Source organism: Dehalococcoidales bacterium (assembly GCA_028716225.1).
Classification (GTDB): domain Bacteria; phylum Chloroflexota; class Dehalococcoidia; order Dehalococcoidales; family UBA5760; genus UBA5760.
In genome coordinates this window covers 4,571-5,402 of record JAQUQE010000072.1, presented here as the reverse complement: position 1 = coordinate 5,402, position 832 = coordinate 4,571, and the positions used below count along the sequence as shown (strand labels likewise).

The window sequence follows — 832 nt, the reverse complement described above, 5'->3', positions numbered from 1 at the left end:
TCTGCGACCGCCTCAAGCTCATGACCGAGATGGAGTTCTACCCGTACATAGAGGACGAGGATATGGACGAAGGGGGTGCAAAGTGAAACTTGCGGAGCTTCAGAAGATAGCCGCCGACGGCTATGCGGGCGGCGATGGCATGACAGGGGATTACTATAACCACGATACAGGCGAGCCGTCAGAGTGGCATCCAGGCGACTCGCTCCAGTGGTTCATGCACGTCGAGATAGCGGAGACCTTCGACGCCGACGCTGCCGACGACGTACAGATAGCAGAGGCTATAAGGGTGATGGAAAGCGCCGTGAACGACCTTCAGGGCGCGATTAACGCCCTATATAAACATAAATAAGGGGGTATCATGCGAAAACAGCGCGGTCTAACATCGGAGCAAGTTGGAGCTTATATTGAGGGCGGTGGTGCAAATTGCCCGTGGTGCGAAAGTGACCAAATAGAAGGTGGCTCTATTGAGGTTGACGGCGAAATAGCTAGTCAAAGCATGACTTGTAATACGTGCTCACAGAGATGGACTGATAACTTCCGTCGAAGCTCGATTTATGCTGGCGTTGGAGTAGGAATATTCTACCCTGTCAAAAAGATATATGTCTGCGTCTCCGGCGGCGTGGTCAATGAAGTATACGGGCCGGCACATCTTCAGGTCGTCGTCATCGACGACGACAATGGTGAAGTGGACGCGGACGCCGAGGCTGAGAACAAAAAACTAAAGTCCGAGTTAGAGAAAATGAAGGCCGAGGACGCGGTCATCGCTTTAGACCTTAACTGATAAGTATTAAGGGGGTGTAAAATGCCGAGGTACAATCCAGAACAGCCGATT

2 protein-coding genes are annotated in these 832 nt (G+C 51.9%); both read left to right on the top strand.

Annotated elements, in window-relative coordinates; genetic code table 11:
* Positions 1–82 precede the first annotated feature (82 nt).
* Positions 83–349: a hypothetical protein gene (locus PHI12_13400; protein ID MDD5511789.1), complete on the top strand. Its 267-nt coding sequence runs from the start codon at positions 83–85 to the stop codon at positions 347–349.
* Positions 350–358: 9 nt separating this feature from the next.
* On the top strand, positions 359–781 hold the full coding sequence (locus PHI12_13395; protein MDD5511788.1) for a hypothetical protein: 423 nt from the start codon (positions 359–361) through the stop codon (positions 779–781).
* Positions 782–832: the final 51 nt, after the last annotated feature.